Here is a 16,598-nt window from a genome sequence, read left to right as displayed (position 1 = left end):
CCAACGCGACCGCCACCATGAGACGAGGAACAACTGCCATGGAGCTGAAGGTCAACATCCAGGTGTCCGTCGACGGCGTCTACCAGTCCAACGGCGGACGTCATCCCGACTTCGACCCGGGCATGGAGAGAGGCGGCTGGGCCAGGCCGCTGTTCGACGACGAGTCGCTGGCCTACGTCGGCGACTACTACCAGCGCGCCGACGCGTTCCTGTTCGGCCGACGCACGTACGAGATGTTCGCCTGGTCCTGGGGAACCGGCACCTGGGGCTCCGACCAGGGCGACAACCCGATCTCCACGGCCTTGAACACCAGGCCCAAGTACGTTGCATCCACCACCCTCACCGACCCGGCCTGGGCGAACACGACCGTGCTCTCCAGGGACCTCGCCAGCGCGATCCGCGAGCTCAAGACCCCGCCCGGCGGCGAACTGCAGGTGCACGGCAGCGGCGCACTCGCCCGCTGGCTGCTGGCAAACGACCTCGTCGACGAGCTCACCCTGCTCGTCTGCCCCGTGATCGTCGGCCAGGGCGCGCGGCTGTTCCCCGAACACGGCCCCGATCTGGCGCTCGAACTGGTAGCGACGCGGGCCTTCCCGAAGGGAATCATCCTGCAGACGTACCGGCCCGCCGGACTCCCCCGGTACGCCTCCGACCCCACCAAGTGAGAATCAGGAGACCATCATGACTGCCACCTACACCTGGGACGTGTTCACCACGCTCGACGGCTTCGGCTCCTACAACGCCCACGGCGACTGGGGTGGTTACTGGGGCAAACAAGGTCCCGAGTTCCTGGATCGCCGCGCCGCGCAGTACGGCGAGGAACTGCGGCTGGTCCTCGGAGCGAACACCTTCCGGATGTTCCAGCGGTTCCTCGGAACGCTCACCCGGGATTCAGAGGCCATCGACCCCGTGAACACCAGAATGAAGCACCAGCCCACGACCGTGCTCTCGTCCACACTGGAAGAGCCTCTCGACTGGCCCGATGCGACTCTGGCACGCGGCGACGCCGCCGATATCGTCGCACGGCTCAAAGATGAATCCGAGCTCCCGCTTCGCTCGCACGGCAGCCTCTCGCTGAACCGGACCCTCATGGCCGCCGGCCTCGTCGACCGGCTCCAGGTGACCATCTTCCCGGTGATCAGCGGCCAGACCGGAGACGCACCGATCTTCGCCGGTGCCGCCGACTTCGACCTGGAGCTGATCGAGAGTCGCACGCTCGACGGCCGCACCCAGGAACTCCTCTACCTTCCCACTCGGCATCACTGACAGAACACCGCGAGGAGAATCACCATGAGCAAGGCCATCCTGTACATGTCGATGTCCCTCGACGGCTACATCGCAGGTCCCGACGACGGCCCGGACAACGGGCTCGGAACCGGCGGTCTCCGACTTCACGAGTGGCTGGGCGAGCCCGTCTCCGACTACCCCCACTTCGACCCGCCGGGGATCAGCGGGCAGGTCCTCGCCGAGGCAATGGCGACCGGCGCGGTCGTCGTCGGCCGCAAGACCTTTGACTACGCCGGCCACTGGGGCGGCGACCACCACGGCGTGCCCATCTTCGTGCCCACCCGTGGCCCCTTGCCCGAGCCGCAGAGCGGCTGGGTCCACTACGTGCACGAACCGGCCACGGCGATCCGCGAGGCCAAGGCAGCCGCCGGCAACCGGGACGTGATGGTGCACGGGGCCGGACTCGCCCAGTCCCTTCTCCGCGAGGGCCTGCTCGATGAGCTGGAGATCCATCTGATCCCGGTGCTGCTCGGTGGGGGACGGCGACTGTTCGGCGCAGAACGCGCCGAACTGGAGCTGACGCGTGTAATCGACGCACCCGGCGTCACGCACATGCACTACCGTGTGGCGTAGCGCCTCCCGCCGCGTCGGCTCGGCCGAGCAGCCATTCCCACGATGCGCCGGGCTACTCGCCTCCGGCCGCGACCGCGTCGAGCAGATCGTCACCAGCCATCCTGACGGTCTGTCGCCCCGCGCCTGGCATGTGTCTGGTCGCAACTTGGAACCTCCGGGCTTTCGGCGATGTCACCGCAAAGTGGGCGGCCGGGCCGAGTGACTTGCCCAAACGCGACTGGCACGCCGTGGCGTGAATCGCCGAGGTCATCTCCCGCTTCGACGTCATCGCCCTGCAGGAGGCACGCCGCAGCACCAAAGCCCTCCGCTTCCTGCTCGAGCGTCTCGGCCCGAACTGGCGGGTCATCGCCTCCGACGTCGCCGAGAGCTCTGCCGGCATTGGGGAACGCCTTGCCTTCCTCTACGACAGCGGCCGGGTCCAGCCCTCCGGCCTGGTCGGCGAAATCGTGCTTCCGCCCATCGGGAACGATCCGGCCCGGCAGTTCGCCCGCACCCCGTACTTCGCCGGCTTCAGCCGGGCCGGCACGGAATTCACCCTCGCCTCGGTGCACGTGCTGTGGGGCAAGAATGCGGTCGAGCGGCTGCCGGAAGTGACCGCCTTCGCCCAATGGATGCGGGCGTGGGCGGATCGTCCCAACGACTGGAACCACAACTTAATGGTCCTGGGTGACTTCAACCTGGACCGGATCGGAGATCCCCTGTACGAGGCCTTCGTCGCCACGGCCTGTGGCCACCAACGGAACTGAACACTGTGCCACGGACCATCTTCGACGACAGCGGCGCCAGCCACTTCTACGACCAGATCGCCTGGTTCTCCGAACCCGACGGCACCCCGCTCCTACACGGCATCGCCTACAACCAGCGGGCCGGCTCCTTCGACTTTATCCCCACGTGTTGACCGGGCTGACGAAGAATGAAGTCTCCTGGCGGATATCCGACCACTACCCCCTCTGGACCGAGTTCCGGCTGGGCCATGGCTAGACCGCTGGTCCCAATGCTGCCTCCAAGGAGAAGTCGCCTCGCTACTGAACATTACGCGGCCACCGGCCCGCCGGCTCTTCACGTCACAGGCCTGGGACTGACTCCAAATGGAATTCAACGCGGTACTTCATGAACCGGATGTTCCGGGCCATGGACAGGGCCCGAACGATCCGCAGGTCATCTTCCTGAGCGATGATGACCCGCTCCACGGCCTGTCCGGATTCAAGCAGAGCCTGTCTGTATGCTCGACCTATGTTGCCCGAACGCCACCTTGCCGAACTCTCTCTTGCCCTCGGCACCCTCGGCAAGCTGGCGTGCCAGTCGGAGAATGTCTTGGGTCGTCCCGTTCCGGCCTGTCCGGGATGGGCCCTTGGTGATCTTTTCGGGCATCTCGGTTCGATAGAGCGATGGGCTGCCGCCGTGGTTCGCGCCGGCAAGTACGTCCAGGAACCGGCCCCGCCCTCGAACGGGGCAGCAACCTGGTTCCTCGAAGGGACGACTGCGTTCCTGGCCACGATGACCGCCCTGAACCCCGCGGCGCCGTGCTGGACCTTCGGCCCTCCCCCGCACACGGCCGGTTTCTGGCTTCGCCGCCAGGCACACGAACACGCCATCCACCTCGTCGACGCTCACCAGGCATCCGGCCTGGCGGATCCCGTGTTCACCGAAGATTTCCTGCTCGATGGCATCGACGAGGCCCTGGCAATGTTCGCCCCACGGCAGCTCCGGCTGCGACGAGTGACCGACCCAGGAAAGGCGGTGACCTTCAGCCTGCCCGACGGCAAGACCTGGACTTTCGGCAACGGGGACATCGCGGCATCAGTCACCGCATCACCACACGACATGTACCTTGGCCTCTGGGGACGCTCCAAGCTTTCAGACACCGCCCTCGTTCACGGCGACATCGACCTTGCCCAGCGGGTCATGCGCGGTCCCCTCACGCCATAGACCGACCCTCTTCGTGCCAGAGCGGTCCCCGCACGCGGTCGGTTGCCCCATGGAATCAACCCGATCGATCGTCATGCCGATGCCAGTTCCCTGGTGAGCCAGCCTAGTTGCTGTCCGATGCCGAGCCCTCTCATAGGGATCTCAAACCCGTGTTTGGCGGACAGGACATACCACCGGTCGCACGTCAGCCCCGCATACGCCGAAGCCTTATGACAGCTGGGAGACGTAGAGTTCCTGGGCCGGCGCCGGGTGATGCAGCTTCTGCGAGGCGCAGGCGACCAGCCCCAGCGTATAGACACCCGGCGACGTTGGAGACTTGCTGGCCGTATTGGTGTTCATGTCCGGAAACAGCGTAGACGGCGTACGGCTGAGCTGCGGGAGGTGTCACCTGCGCAGATGAGTAGCCGGGCACGCACAAGGACAGGTATCCGCCACTCATGAGCTGTGGAGTCGATTCCGTGTGCGGATGCCCTGGCCGGCCGGGTGCAGCACGAATTCGGCCGGCTGGGAGCGGTAGAGCGCAAACAGCACGAGCGCCAGGATCACGACGGCGACCCCGCCGCGCATACGAGGGCAATCTGGGCCCTCACCTTGCGGGCGGCGATCCGCAGACTCAGCCGGTCGGCGTCGGACGGATCCACAACAGATCTTCCAACTGGTATCCCGCGCCATGCACGGTTCGGATAATGCCACGGCCCGCCCTCCGGCGGATGTAGTGCACGTAAATGTCGACCGCACCCGGTTGATCCGCCGCCGAGAAGACCTTGCCAAGGAGCCCGGCCCGGGAAAAGACACCAGCAACACGCGCTTCTTCCGGTTCGCTCACTGCCATTGTGTCCCAACACGGCTGAGGCGGCGCTGTTCCTAAAGGTGCGGTTAGTAGGCCGTTGGTCGCGGGGCCGGAACCGGTCCCAGCCTGGCCAGGAACGGCAGACGTGCCAGCACCGCCAGCCCGTATTTGTTCCACAGGCCCGTGATGAAGGAGGCCCCGGTCAGGGAGGTAAGGAACGACGCCGCCACGTCCGTGGGGTAGTGGACGCCAAGGTAGACGCGGGACAGGGCAACCGTAACGGCCACCGCCGCTCCCAAGACCAGGACGGGCCACTGCCAGCGGGTGCCGCGAGCCAGCAGGAACAGGGCGATGACGAGAGCCACGGCGAGGGCGGTATGCCCGCTCGGGAAGCTGTCGGTGCCGGGTTCCGGTGTGAGGGAGTCAAAGACCGCGGTGGAGACTGGCCGGTTCCGTGCGACTACCAGCTTGAACAACTCGCTGCTGACCCACGAGCCGGCGGCCACCAGCCCCGTAGCGACGGCGTTCACAGGGCTCCGGCGCACCAACAGCAGGAACAGGCAGATCCCTGCGATCATCACCACGCCGGCCGCAGGACTGAACACCACGTTTATAGAGAGGGCGATCACGGTCAGCGGCGGCATATGGCCGTGGCTCAACGCGGCGTCGACCGAGAAGTCAGCGTCGGTGAAAGCGGGGACGGATCGCATGGTCAGCCCCGCGGCCACAATCAGCACGGCGAAGACCAGCGGCAGCGCGACCCAGTGGCGCAGTGCGGGCAACCTCGCCAACCGCGTGCGCGCCGCCATGCTCTCACTAACCGTTTCCGCCCTGCCCACTGGCCAGCCCTTCTGTTGCCGCGGCAGCGATCATGCCTGCCTGATCCAAGCGTGAAAGGCGGCTGCCAAGAAATCTCCAAGAACCTGACCACAGATACGTACACTGATTTGACGCCTATAGCCACAAAAACGTCGTAAACACAACAGGTTCAGGGCATCCGGAGCCCTGCGACGCCTGCCGAAGGACACGGAACAGGCACGCGGCAAGAGTGGAGGCTTCAGTCTGAACATGAGACTCAGCGCATGTCAGTGGCCCTTGGTACCGAACTCTGCCCCGAACAGTTCCGCGGCACCTACTGTGACAACATCGGTGCCTGCCGGAGGGCCGGACCGGAGATGAACTACGTTGGCCGTGATCCGATCCACTGTTACGGCAGCCCGGATGTACGTCCGGGGCTCCGGGTTGGTGTAGACCCAGGTCTTGCCCGAGGCTTCATAGACCAATGCCCCGTAAGGGATTTCCAAGGACCTTCCTGTGCCCTGGGTGACCTTCGCCGTAGTCAATCCCAGTCTCGTTACCGCTTTATCTGTCAGCGTCAGTCGGTTGAGGTTGGGACCGGCCTTCTCCATCGTGGCCGCGGCCACTGTGGGTGTTGCCTCTGTCTTGACCTGCGCGCATCCCGAAAGGCCAACAGACGCCGCCGCGGCCAGGACGAAAAGAAGACGCCAGCCACCATTGCTTGTCACGACAACTTCCACCCCTGCCAGCGGCCCGTTGATAAACGTGCGCCTATGCTCAACCCTGAACAGACCGTGTTTTGGAAAAAGAGTCCTCTATCAACGATTCCAACCCGACCTTGGAAAAGCCTTGGAGCCGGAACGCCCAGCCCCCTCAAATGCGGGGTGCCACGCGAGTGTTCCGTAGCCATCGTGGCGACCGGCGTGTTGCTGCGACTCTTCCACCTTCGCGGGATCAGACCGCGCGACCAGCGAAATGGCAGATCGCCCAAAACCTCCGCCCGTCGCTGATCACGGACACGAAGAACGAGATCGCGGCCTTCGCAACCCTCATCCGGGAGCAGGAGTCACGGCTGGCCGGCCTGCCCGACAGCGAACAGGGCTCCTGGGGGAAGCCTCCGCCGTGCTGCGTCGGCTCCGCACCGCCATACCGACGGCCATGGAAAAGCCCTTCATTCCGGTCGGAACCCTGCGGATCCGACCCGGGCGAAACGAGGACGACGCATGATCACCGGTTCAGAGCCGAAGTCAGCGGCCATGGTGCAACAACGGAGGAAGGACAGCAAGCCAAACGACAAGCAGTCCTCGCCACTATTGCGGCAATGGAACGCACGCGCACGCCCATCACGGTCGCGGAGGTCGCCCGCCGCGCCCGTGTCAGCCCTTGGCGTGTGCGGCAGGAGCCCCTGATGACAGCTGTCAGGAAAGCTCAAAGCACTCTCGCAGGGCACCTCTACCATCCGGGCCAGACTCATCTGATGCGTCGCTCCGGGTTGAACGTGACCTCCTGCGCCAGGAGAACCAGCGGCTCCGCCATGAGATCAGAAGAAGCCAGGATCGCATCTATGAACTTCTCGGGACCAGATCGACGGCACGGACGCGCACACCCAAAGCCTGTGCGTTCAGGAATTGACGGACCAGAACATTGCCCTCTCCCGGAAAGCGAGCGAGGCGACCCAGGAAGCAGGGCGTTTGCAGCAAGAACTTGCGGGACTAACGTCAGACCTCCAAGCCGCACACAGAGTCAACCGCTCCCTGATGTCACAGATCAACCGCCCCGGTAGGCACAGCCAGCCAGATGAACTGCGCGCCGGCGATAGTCTGTGACGGCCGTGAGCGGTGCAGCTGCGAAAGCTCTTGGAGGTTGCCAAGGCTGATTGTTCCCCACCAGGGTGCGGCGGACGCGCTGACGAGGACGCCGACGGTTATCAGGACCGTCACCGGTCCATGCAAGAGAGTGAGCAGGCGGGAACGTCCCTGTGGCGGTTCGGGAGATGATTGGCAGCCGGCCCGTGGGACTGGTTGGCCAAGATCGTCGCCCAGTATTTGTCGAAGTTTTCCTGAACATCCCGATGCTGCTTATTGTCGCGAGGGACAGCGCCGGCAGGATGCGGGGCTTTTGCCGATTGACGGAGCCGGCGGAGACGAAGTTATCGGTGTCGTCGTGTGGGCTCCGGGTGACAACTCCGCTGCTGACGGAGTCGAGCGAACGACTATTGCTTCGGTGCTTGCTGCAGCTCGCAATCTGTTAGCCTTCCTCCGGCCCTGAATCGTCTGATTCTCGGGTTTTCGTTCGCTGGATGAAGACGGTCATGGCTACCCCGGCCAAGACACCTGGCAGGTAGATGGGCCAAACGTCGCTTCCCCCGCCCAGCTCTCGGCTGAGCGAGAGCGCGAAATAGAGTGTGAGGGCCAAGGAAACCAAAGTCATAGCTGCCTTGTACGATCGCGAGATTCTTCGGCGAGGGCTCACGGTTACAGTCTTGATGTACTGGCTGTCACCCGATGGCCTGCGGTGAAAGACCTGCGAAAGGTATTGCATGAAAAAGTGGCCTCCAGAACTTCTACTTATCGAACCCTAACCGGTCCTCATTGGCGTGGCGCATCCGAGGGCAATGCTTCAACGCCACCATAGTCCTGCTTCTCGGAGAGGCCGCTCGGTGCGGCGGCGCGTTCATGTCGCCGTGCTGGGCACGAGCCGTTCGAATATTGAGGCTTCGTCGCAACCGATATCGAGCCACTTCTCGGCCGCAGATTCCGTCGTTGGCAGTTGTTCTGCCCGGCAGCCTGCTGGACACTTCTACTTGCCGCATCGGCATCAACTTCTCAGAACGAGATGTCGTTTCTTCTGTCACAAGTTTGAGGGCTGTCCGGTCTTAGTTGGTGACGAGACCGGAGGACAAGTTGCGCCGATGGAATCCAAGATGACATACGGGCGCACCTCAAGGAATCTTCAATTTAGGTATCTCGAGTGAATGGAATGTAGTGATGAAGTCTCAAGAACTGCAGGTGTCGACGTCCGTGCTCGTCATTGGCACCGGAGGCGCCGGCCTCCGGGCTGCTATAGAGCTGGCGGAGCGGGGGGTAGATGTGCTCGCTGTCGGCAAAAGGCCCAGAAGCGACGCCCATACCTCTCTCGCGGCGGGCGGCATCAACGCCGCTCTCGGCACAATGGATGCCGATGACAGTTGGCAGCAGCACGCCGCCGACACAATCCTCGAAAGCTATCATCTCGCGAACCCGGAAATCGTCGAGATCGTCACAAAAGGGGCCTCACAGGGTATCAGCGACCTGGAACGCTACGGCATGCCGTTCGCCCGCGAGGAAGACGGCCGGATCAGCCAGCGTTTCTTCGGTGCTCATACGTTCCGCCGGACCGCTTTCAGCGGCGACTACACGGGGCTTGAAATTCAGCGCACGCTTGTTAATCGCGCCGCCCAGCTCGAAATTCCGATATTGGACGATGTTTACATCACCCGCATTCTCGTCACCGACGGTCGGGTCTTCGGTGCCTACGGCTTCCGGCTCTCGGACGGGACGCGCTATCTGATCCATGCAGACGCCGTGGTGCTCGCCGCCGGCGGACACACCCGCATCTGGCGGCGCACGTCCAGTCGGCGTGACGAGAACACGGGTGATTCATTCCGCCTGGCAGTGCTCGCGGGCGGCCGCATCCGCGATCCGGAGCTGGTCCAGTTCCATCCGTCAGGCATTCTTGAGCCAGAGAATGCCGCCGGCACGCTCATCTCGGAAGCGGCACGCGGCGAGGGCGGTATTCTCACCAACGCCCTCGGTGAGCGGTTCATGGCGAAATACGATGCAGAGCGCATGGAGCTCTCGACCCGCGATCGGGTCGCTCTGGCCTGTTACACCGAGATTCAAGAGGGTCGCGGCACACCCAACGGCGGAGTGTGGCTGGATGTTTCGCACCTGCCGCGGGAGATCATCATGCGTCGTCTGCCGCGTGTGTACCAGACCATGCTCGAACTGCAGATGCTCGATATCACGACCACTCCGATAGAAATCGCGCCGACCGCGCATTACTCCATGGGCGGCGTCTGGGTCCGTCCCGACGATCACAGCACTGATGTCGCGGGTCTCTACGCAATCGGGGAGGCGTCAAGTGGCCTGCACGGCGCTAACCGTTTGGGAGGCAACTCGCTGATCGAACTGCTCGTCTTCGGAAGGATCGTCGGCAACGCCGCCGCCGAGTACTCGGAATCCCTCACCGCGCACGTACGCTCAGCGGAAGCGGTGGATGAGGCTCGAAAAGAGATAGATGATCTGCTCTACGCCAATGGCCGCGAGAACGTCCGCGTATTGCAGCGTGCCATCCGTGACACCATGACCGAGCATGCGGGTGTCGTGCGGAACGAAGAGGGTCTTACGCAGGGCCTCGCCGAACTCGACGGGATTGAAGCCCGCATCACCGAGGTGGGGGTGCATCCCGACATCGCCGGATATCAGAATCTTGCACACGCCTTCGATCTGAAGGCGGCCGCTCTTGCGGCGCGTGCGACGCTCGAAGCTGCCCGTGAACGTCGTGAAACGCGCGGCTGTCATAACCGCAGCGACTATCCGGATCTTGATTCAAGCTTGCAGGTGAATCTTGTCTGGTCTCCTGCTCGTGGCGTCGAGCACGAAGGCATCGCGTCTGTATCGCACGAGATTGCGACGCTTATGCGTCGACCGGTCACAACCGCGGACAAACTGGTCGAGTGAACGAATGAGTTTGTCTGGTCCATCAATCAAGACACCCGCCCATCTCGCTCCGCCGGTGGCGGCGCGGCCGGGGAGGAGGGACAGCCAGGAACAACCTGCGGAACCTGGGGAAACTAATCATGAATTTGCATACCTTGAGGAGGATGCACAGGGATTTCGGCCGAAAGATCCATGCCCTGCATTCCTGTCCGAGCTCGGCGTTGTGGGTCTCCGGGAGATGCTGGACGATATTCAGGCTGCCCAGTCGCAGAACCGGATAATCGAACGTGACTCGTTCCTTTTGGAGAGATCCACGGTTCCATCGCCGTATTCGGGCCACATTTTCGTGGCACGATCCGCCTGGTGGAGCAGTAACATGGGCGACATGGGTGCCGATGGCGGGTCTGCCGCCGAATTAGAGACTGCGTCAACGGTATTCGCGGAGGTCCGTTCTCGCTTGTTCGGGATTGCCTACCGGATGCTCGGCAGTGTCAGCGAGGCGGAGGACATCGTCCAAGAGACGTGGGTTCGATGGCAGACATGCGATCGCAGCATGGTTCGGAATGCGCCGGTTCCTGGCGACCACCGCCACCCGTCTTGCCATCAATGTCGGGCAGTCGGCACATGCCCGTCGTGAGACGTATGTCGCTCCGTGGCTGCCGGAGCCTGTGGACACAAGCGCCGACCCTGAACTGGGCGCCGTACGTGGTGAAGCGCTCGAGCTGGCCGTGTTGCTGATACTGGAAAAGTTGACGCCGACCGAACGGGCCGCGTATGTGCTGCGGCAAGCGTTTGACTACCCCTATGAGGAGATCGCGGAGATCATCCAACAGACACAAGAGAATGCCCGTCAGTTGGTCAGCCGGGCACGCAAACACCTTGCCGAGGAGAAACGCGCAGCGGTGAGCGTGAGCGAGCAGCGGCAGCTGCTGGAAGCATTCCTGGCTGCTGCGCGAACCGGGAACCTGGCCGCGCTGGAAGAACTGTTCGCCGCTGACGTCGTCAGCTACTCCGACGGCGGCGGTAAGGTTCGGGCTTCCAAGTTCCCTGTAGTAGGACGGGAACGGGTCGCGAAGTACCATCGGGCCTTCGCGACCCGCTTCTGGGATGGTGTCGATACCGAGCCGTTCATGGCTAACGGCCGGCCCTCTGCACGGCTTACACGGGACGGGGTGGTGTTTGCGGTGGTGACGGTTACGGCGACTTCCGATGGTATTGATCGGCTGTTGTGGACGATGAACCCGGACAAGCTCGCTGGCGTGACGAGGATTGGCGGCTGACCGTTGGCTTTCATCCTGAGCCGTCATGTGGCGCCGCTAATGTCTGAGATCAGCCCGGCCCGGCGTGGTCCGCGAGTACGTATGAGAGCCCGTGCGGCGGACGAACCGCACCGCCGTGCAAGCCAGCTGGAACTGCTGTTCGATCTCACTTTCGTGGTAGCTGTCGCCAGCCTTACAGCGCAACTGGCACACGGCATCGCTGAAAATCATTTAGCCGAGTCGGTCCTGCCGTTTCTGCAGGTGTTCTTCGCGATCTGGTGGGCGTGGATGAACTTCACCTGGTTTGCGTCCGCGTTCGACACGGACGATGCGCTTTACCGGCTGCTGACGATGGTGCAGATGGGAGGCGTGCTGCTGCTGGGCGCCGGTGTGCCCGCCGCCTTCAACGACGGTGACTATCTGGCGGTCACCCTCGGCTTTATTGTGATGCGCGTCGGTTTGATTGCCCAATGGCTACGCGCCGCGATTGAGGATCCGGCCAGCCGCCGGACGGCGTTACGATACGCAGTCGGGTTCGCGGTCCTTCAACTGGGGTGGGTCCTGCGGTTGGTGTTGCAGCAGGCGGGGTTGTTGCCGGGGCAGCTGCAGCTCGTCGCGTTCGTGATGCTCGCAATTTTGGAGCTCACCGTTCCGTTGTGGGCCGAACGAACGGGTCACAGCAGCTGGCATCCGCATCATATTGCCGAGCGCTATGGCCTGTTCGCGATCATTCTGCTGGGCGAGAGCGTGCTGGCCGCATCGAATGGCGTGGCAACTGCATTAACCACCGGCGGCGTGAGCGCGTACCTGATTGCCGTCTCGGCCGCCAGTCTCGCGCTGTTGTTCTCCCTGTGGTGGCTGTACTTCCTACCTCCGGCGGGTGAGGCATTGTCGGCAAATCGTGAGAAATCGTACCAATGGGGATACTGGCACTACGCCATTTTCGCGGCGTTGGCCGCCCTCGGAGCAGGCCTCGAAGTTGCGATCACGCTCCCGCTGACCGGACCTCAGCCCCTGGCGCAGGCGTTTATCACCGGATACTGCGTCGCGATTCCGACCGCTGTTTTCATGGGATTGCTGTGGGCGATTCACTCGCCGCTCACGGCCGGGTCAGTCATTCGTCCGTCGGTGATATTGCCAGCGGTGGCGACGGTGCTCGCGATTCCAGCGAGCGTCAGTGCGATCGGGGTTGTCGGAGTGGTGGGCGGAATCGCGGTTGTGTGTGCACTGGTCGTCGCGGTGACGGTATTGCAGCCCGGACACAAGCGGGAAGCAAGCTGATCGATCACGGATCCTGCCGCCTGCCACGTTTCGGCTGTTCCGAAAGGTGGCCCAGACAAGCTCCCCGGAGTTAGGAACTTTGGCGCTGAACAATTTTCCAAAGGCTGTCACAGATTGATCCGGTACCCGGTCATAGCTGGTGGACGGAATGTCACTGCATTCCGCTAAGCCATTATCGAAGGGAAGATCATGAAGATCGTTGTTATCGGCGGCACTGGCCTGATCGGCAAGCAGGTTGTGGAGATCCTGAGCAGTCAGGGCCATGAGGCGAAAGCGGCGTCCCCTTCCACCGGGGTGGATTCGGTGACCGGCCAGGGATTGGATGAGGCGATGGCGGGGGCGGACGTAGTTGTCGACCTGACAAACACTGCCGATTTCGATGAGAAGGTAGTCGTTCCCTTCTTCTCCACTTCATCCCGCAATCTTCTCGCCGCTGAGAAAAAGGCAGGTGTGCGACATCATGTGGCTCTGTCCGTCGTTGGAACCGACCGTATCGGGGCTGTCGGCTACTTTGCCGGAAAAACTGCCCAGGAGAAGGCAATTAGAGAAGGCGGAGTGCCGTACACCATTCTGCGGGCTACCCAGTTCTTTGAGTTCATCCCGATGATCGCTGACGCCGGAACACGCGACGGGTCGGTGTATGTGACAAGTCACCTGATGCAGCCGTTGGCTGCTGCCGACGTTGCCCGCATTGTGGCCGAGACGGCGGTCTCGGCGCCGATTAACGGCGTTCTTGAAATGGCAGGCCCTGAGCGTGCAGGGATCAACGAATTCGTGTCCCGGGTTCTCGCGGCCCGCAATGATCCCCGCCCAGTGGTCATTGATACCGAGGCGGGGTACTTCGGCATGCCAATTGAAGAGACGAGCATCGTTCCCCTCGGCGAAGCACGCGTCGGGGACATCTCTCTCAAGGACTGGCTGAACCTGACGTCATAGCACGGTCTCTAGCTACGTCTCCGCGACTATAGGAGATTTCGCCAGCAGCGCTACCCAGCTCCGGACGCCATAGCCAGGACATCGGCTAGCCCGGCCGCAGGACTGCGGGCTGGAATTCACCGCATTGAACCCGGACCGTCTCTCCGGCATCACAAGGGTTGGCAGCTGACCTATGGCGTGCCATTGTGAGCCTGTCAACGGCGCCGACTATGACGCAGTACCCGGACGCGGATGAGGCAATCTTCCTCAGGCTGTCACAGATTGTGTTGGTATCGGGTCATAGCTGCTGTACGGAATCACCACGTTCCTAATGCCACTAACGGAAAGGAAAGATCATGAAGATCGTAGTCATCGGCGGAACCGGACTCATCGGGTCAAAATTGGTCAACAAGCTTGGCAAACAAGGCCATGAAGCGGTGGCCGCTTCGCCTGACTCGGGGGTGAACACGCTCACCGGCGAGGGCCTCGCGGACGTGCTGCAGGGAGCCGACACGGTAGTCGACGTGTCGAACTCGCCCTCGTTTGAAGATGCTGCTGTGCTGGACTTCTTTACCACCTCCACCCGCAACCAGCTCGCCGCAGAGAAGGAAGCCGGCGTCGGCCACCACGTCGCACTGTCGGTCGTCGGCACCGAGCGTTTGGCCGAGAGCGGCTACTTCCGGGCGAAAATCGCCCAGGAGAAGCTCATCAAGGAATCAGGTGTCCCGTACTCCATTGTCCATGCGACGCAGTTTTTCGAGTTCGTCAAGAGCATCGCACAGGCCGCGACCGACGGAAACACCGTTCGTCTGTCACCCGCGCTGATTCAGCCCATGGCCGCTGAGGACGTAGCCACCGCTGTTGCCCGTACCACCGTCGGAAGTCCACAAAATGCCACCATCGAGGTCGCCGGCCCCGAGCAATTCGGTCTCGACGAGCTCATCCGCAAGGGCCTCAGCTTCCAAGGCGACCCCCGCGAGGTCGTCACCGACCCCAACGCACGCTACTTCAACGCCCTGCTCCAGGAGCGCGAACTGCTACCCGGCAACGAAGCGACCATTTATAACACCCGCTTCGAAGACTGGCTGAATCAGCAGTAGCCGGGCTGCGCGGGGTGCCCTTCACAGAGGACGCTGAAGGGCACTCCGCTCCCCACTCCCCAGCATTTTCGATGCAAGACAATACTTTCTGAAAGCAGACCGCAATGGGCAATCACATTCGCTTGAACCAGGCCGTACCAGCGGCATACAAGACCTTGCTGCTTCTTAACGACGAGTCCTCTACCGCGGCCGGCGTGGCAGGCCTGGAACCCCTCCTCATCGAGCTCGTCAAGATTCGCTGCTCCCAAATCAACGGCTGCGCGTTTTGCCTGAGAATGCACATCCGCGACGCCATCTCCCACGGCGAAACCCAGGACCGACTCGCCGTCCTGCCCGCCTGGCGGGATACCCAGTACTTCACCCCAGAAGAGCGACATGCCCTTGCCATCGCCGAGAGCACCACCCTGATCTCCGACCGGCTGACCCTGCCTCAAGACGAAGTGGCAGCCCTCAACGACGACCAGATAGCCGCAGTGGAATGGGTGGCCATCACAATCAACGCGTTCAACCGGGTGGCAATCTCCAGCCACTACGATGTCCGCAACTGACCTCGGGCATGCCGAGGCTCGGCTCGGGGAGTCGTCAGTGAACCACTCCAACACGTGGTGGGGACCGTGGATCATGAGGTCACGTGCCGGAGGCCAACCTGATGGTGACGCTTCCGCGTCAGCGGGAGCGACTCTGCTTGTGGCCAGGACAGGTGTCGGACCATGACGGGCGACCAGGGCGCAGGCCCGGGCGATACACCGGATCCCGCATCGGGCGGCCCGAGTACCATCGCATTCCTGAACATCGCTATGCACGGACGCGTCGACCCGACGCTGCCGATTGTGGCCGAGCTTGTTCGTCGCGGTCACTCCGTTACGTATCACACCTCGCCCGCGTTCAGCGAGGCGATTGCCGCCACTGGTGCGACGGTGCGCCTTTACCCAGGGGGCGACCAGCTGCTCCCCGATCCGCCCGTTCCAGCCGCGCTGTTGGAGGGGCTTGCCCGTACTGCCGTCCGCGTGCTGCCGGCTGTGCTCGCTGATCTTCGAGGCATGCGGCCGGACCTTATCGTCCATGACTCCGCTTGTCTGCGGGGCGCAGTGGCCGCCAACGAACTCGGCGTGCCGGCGGCGTCGTCCTTCACCACGTTCGCATTCAACCGGCATGTCCCCAGTCCTACTCGAGGCTCCTGGTCACTGCTGGCCGGGGCGATGAACCGGCCAGGACGCCTCATCGGATATCTCTGGTCGCGCTGGCGACTGCTCCGCCGCTTCAACACGCGCGGGTTACCGCTGTTTGACCTGGGAAACATCCGGCAGCCGCTCAATCTCGTCTATACATCCCGTGCGTTCCAGCCTGACGTCGAGAACTTCGACGAGTCGTACCGGTTCGTCCGCCCGAGCCTCGGGGCCCGTCCAATCGATCCGTTGTTCACGCCCGATCTCCTGCAGGACCCGGTGCTGTTCGCCTCACTGGGCACGATTTTCAAGGCGGACCCGCAACTGCTTCGCACCTTCGCAAACGCGTTAGCCCCGCTGGGCGGGACGGTGGTCGTCTCCACCGGGCAGACCGATCCCGCACTGCTGGGACCGTTGCCTGCCAACGTCGTGGCCAGCCGCTTCGTGCCACAACTGGAGGTGCTGGCCCGCGCGGCACTGTTCGTCACCCATGGCGGGATGAACAGCGTCAACGAGGCGATGTATGCCGGCGTTCCGATGCTGGTGATCCCGCAGGGCGCCGAACAGCCGATGGTTGCCGGCCGGGTCGTGGAGGCCGGTGACGTATCGCTTGTGTTGTTCCGGCCCGTGAGCTGCTTCATTTGGCCGCTGACTGCTTCCGCGGAAGCAGCAACCGCTTGCCGAAGATGGCCGTCGTTCCAGAGTCGCTGAGCAGCGGCCCACACCAGTGGGTGCAGGAGCGAGGGCTCGATAGTCGGCGACGAGAGCGCCCCTACCGGCAGCCGCGCTGATACAGCACT

20 protein-coding genes are annotated in these 16,598 nt (G+C 63.1%); 14 read left to right on the top strand and 6 right to left on the bottom strand.

The genetic code is table 11. The features are described from left to right. The first annotated feature begins 38 nt into the window (after nt 1–38). The 6 genes from J7E80_RS12260 to J7E80_RS12235 all read left to right on the top strand — a co-directional run bounded on the left by J7E80_RS12260 (nt 39) and on the right by J7E80_RS12235 (nt 3,789). Nucleotides 39–665 carry a dihydrofolate reductase family protein gene (locus J7E80_RS12260; protein WP_215051899.1) on the top strand — a complete coding sequence of 209 codons (627 nt, stop codon included), beginning with the start codon at nt 39–41 and terminating at the stop codon, nt 663–665. Nucleotides 666–681: 16 nt separating this feature from the next. Further along, the gene (locus J7E80_RS12255; protein WP_215051897.1) at nt 682–1,266 is read left to right on the top strand and encodes a dihydrofolate reductase family protein; all 585 of its coding nucleotides are present in this window, start codon (nt 682–684) and stop codon (nt 1,264–1,266) included. Nucleotides 1,267–1,290: 24 nt separating this feature from the next. Continuing rightward, entirely contained in the window at nt 1,291–1,860 is a 570-nt protein-coding gene (locus J7E80_RS12250) for a dihydrofolate reductase family protein (RefSeq protein ID WP_215051896.1), read from the top strand. 446 nt (nt 1,861–2,306) lie between these two features. Continuing rightward, on the top strand, nt 2,307–2,606 hold the full coding sequence (locus J7E80_RS12245) for a hypothetical protein (protein WP_215051894.1): 300 nt from the start codon (nt 2,307–2,309) through the stop codon (nt 2,604–2,606). Nucleotides 2,607–2,611: 5 nt separating this feature from the next. Continuing rightward, nucleotides 2,612–2,758 carry a hypothetical protein gene (locus tag J7E80_RS12240; protein WP_215051892.1) on the top strand — a complete coding sequence of 49 codons (147 nt, stop codon included), beginning with the start codon at nt 2,612–2,614 and terminating at the stop codon, nt 2,756–2,758. A gap of 335 nt (nt 2,759–3,093) precedes the next feature. Continuing rightward, a complete protein-coding gene (locus J7E80_RS12235) occupies nt 3,094–3,789 on the top strand; it encodes a maleylpyruvate isomerase family mycothiol-dependent enzyme (RefSeq protein ID WP_215051890.1) in 696 nt (231 codons plus the stop codon). A gap of 207 nt (nt 3,790–3,996) precedes the next feature. On the opposite strand, the gene J7E80_RS24290 is transcribed toward J7E80_RS12235, so the two are convergent. The 6 genes from J7E80_RS24290 to J7E80_RS12215 form a co-directional block, all read right to left on the bottom strand. Next, nucleotides 3,997–4,128, bottom strand: coding sequence for a hypothetical protein (locus tag J7E80_RS24290; RefSeq protein ID WP_285291844.1), 132 nt, complete (start codon nt 4,126–4,128; stop codon nt 3,997–3,999). Nucleotides 4,129–4,224: 96 nt separating this feature from the next. Continuing rightward, nucleotides 4,225–4,356 (bottom strand): hypothetical protein, encoded by a 132-nt coding sequence (locus tag J7E80_RS24285; RefSeq protein ID WP_285291843.1) that lies wholly within the window; start codon nt 4,354–4,356, stop codon nt 4,225–4,227. A 46-nt stretch (nt 4,357–4,402) separates the two neighbouring features. Then, nucleotides 4,403–4,615 carry a hypothetical protein gene (locus J7E80_RS12230; RefSeq protein ID WP_215051888.1) on the bottom strand — a complete coding sequence of 71 codons (213 nt, stop codon included), beginning with the start codon at nt 4,613–4,615 and terminating at the stop codon, nt 4,403–4,405. Nucleotides 4,616–4,665: 50 nt separating this feature from the next. Then, nucleotides 4,666–5,388 (bottom strand): phosphatase PAP2 family protein, encoded by a 723-nt coding sequence (locus J7E80_RS12225; protein WP_251036778.1) that lies wholly within the window; start codon nt 5,386–5,388, stop codon nt 4,666–4,668. Nucleotides 5,389–5,664: 276 nt separating this feature from the next. Further along, nucleotides 5,665–6,105 carry a hypothetical protein gene (locus tag J7E80_RS12220; protein WP_311380816.1) on the bottom strand — a complete coding sequence of 147 codons (441 nt, stop codon included), beginning with the start codon at nt 6,103–6,105 and terminating at the stop codon, nt 5,665–5,667. A 1,032-nt stretch (nt 6,106–7,137) separates the two neighbouring features. Next, complete coding sequence (locus tag J7E80_RS12215) at nt 7,138–7,317, bottom strand: hypothetical protein (RefSeq protein WP_215051885.1); 180 nt, start codon at nt 7,315–7,317, stop codon at nt 7,138–7,140. Between the two features lie 1,047 nt (nt 7,318–8,364). On the opposite strand from J7E80_RS12215, the gene J7E80_RS12210 reads away from it, so the two are divergent. The 8 genes from J7E80_RS12210 to J7E80_RS12180 all read left to right on the top strand — a co-directional run bounded on the left by J7E80_RS12210 (nt 8,365) and on the right by J7E80_RS12180 (nt 16,509). Then, on the top strand, nt 8,365–10,098 hold the full coding sequence (locus J7E80_RS12210; RefSeq protein WP_215051883.1) for an L-aspartate oxidase: 1,734 nt from the start codon (nt 8,365–8,367) through the stop codon (nt 10,096–10,098). 4 nt (nt 10,099–10,102) lie between these two features. Next, the gene (locus J7E80_RS24410; RefSeq protein WP_311380815.1) at nt 10,103–10,714 is read left to right on the top strand and encodes a sigma factor; all 612 of its coding nucleotides are present in this window, start codon (nt 10,103–10,105) and stop codon (nt 10,712–10,714) included. After that, complete coding sequence (locus J7E80_RS12205; protein WP_251036777.1) at nt 10,641–11,357, top strand: sigma factor-like helix-turn-helix DNA-binding protein; 717 nt, start codon at nt 10,641–10,643, stop codon at nt 11,355–11,357. Before J7E80_RS24410 ends, J7E80_RS12205 begins: the two co-directional genes overlap by 74 nt. 39 nt (nt 11,358–11,396) lie before the next feature. Continuing rightward, a complete protein-coding gene (locus J7E80_RS12200) occupies nt 11,397–12,617 on the top strand; it encodes a low temperature requirement protein A (protein ID WP_215051881.1) in 1,221 nt (406 codons plus the stop codon). 189 nt (nt 12,618–12,806) lie between these two features. Then, the gene (locus J7E80_RS12195) at nt 12,807–13,553 is read left to right on the top strand and encodes an SDR family oxidoreductase (protein ID WP_215051879.1); all 747 of its coding nucleotides are present in this window, start codon (nt 12,807–12,809) and stop codon (nt 13,551–13,553) included. 335 nt (nt 13,554–13,888) lie between these two features. Then, on the top strand, nt 13,889–14,632 hold the full coding sequence (locus tag J7E80_RS12190) for an SDR family oxidoreductase (protein ID WP_215051877.1): 744 nt from the start codon (nt 13,889–13,891) through the stop codon (nt 14,630–14,632). Nucleotides 14,633–14,736: 104 nt separating this feature from the next. Next, a complete protein-coding gene (locus tag J7E80_RS12185; protein ID WP_215051875.1) occupies nt 14,737–15,180 on the top strand; it encodes a carboxymuconolactone decarboxylase family protein in 444 nt (147 codons plus the stop codon). A gap of 162 nt (nt 15,181–15,342) precedes the next feature. Beyond that, nucleotides 15,343–16,509 (top strand): macrolide family glycosyltransferase, encoded by a 1,167-nt coding sequence (locus tag J7E80_RS12180; protein ID WP_215051874.1) that lies wholly within the window; start codon nt 15,343–15,345, stop codon nt 16,507–16,509. Nucleotides 16,510–16,598: the final 89 nt, after the last annotated feature.

It is taken from the genome of Arthrobacter sp. ISL-28 (assembly GCF_018613875.1).
In the GTDB taxonomy this organism is placed as follows: domain Bacteria; phylum Actinomycetota; class Actinomycetes; order Actinomycetales; family Micrococcaceae; genus Arthrobacter.
Note: the sequence above shows the minus strand (reverse complement) of the source record. Positions and strands in the feature narration are given on the sequence as shown.